Consider the following 330-nt stretch of genomic DNA (forward strand, 5'->3'; position numbering starts at 1 on the left):
TATGATGCTTGGTGACTTAGGCGCAACCGTGATTCATATCCCCATGTCAGCTAATTCAGCAACTTCTCAAGCGATGCCACCTATTGACACAAGCTATAAGCGTATTGTCGCGATTGCATTGCCTGTGCTACTCGCCAATTTGGCTATGCCATTGCAGAGCGTTATTGATACGGCCATTGTCGGCAATATGAATGACACAGCGAAACTTGCTGGCATGGGTCTAGCCATACAGTTGTTATCGCTATTGCTTGTTAGTTTTAACTTTTTGCAGTATGCATCATCTGGACTTGCTGCGCAGGCATTGGGACAATTAGCTAATAATAGCAATAC

At 44.5% G+C, this 330-nt stretch carries 1 protein-coding gene; it reads left to right on the top strand.

The genetic code is table 11. The annotated features are described in order from the left end of the window. Nucleotides 1-28 precede the first annotated feature (28 nt). On the top strand, nucleotides 29-330 hold a 302-nt coding region (locus SB772_RS39665; RefSeq protein ID WP_410838475.1), incomplete at its 3' end, for an MATE family efflux transporter.

The organism is Paraburkholderia sp. SIMBA_030 (assembly GCF_046535245.1).
Classification (GTDB): Bacteria; Pseudomonadota; Gammaproteobacteria; order Burkholderiales; family Burkholderiaceae; genus Paraburkholderia.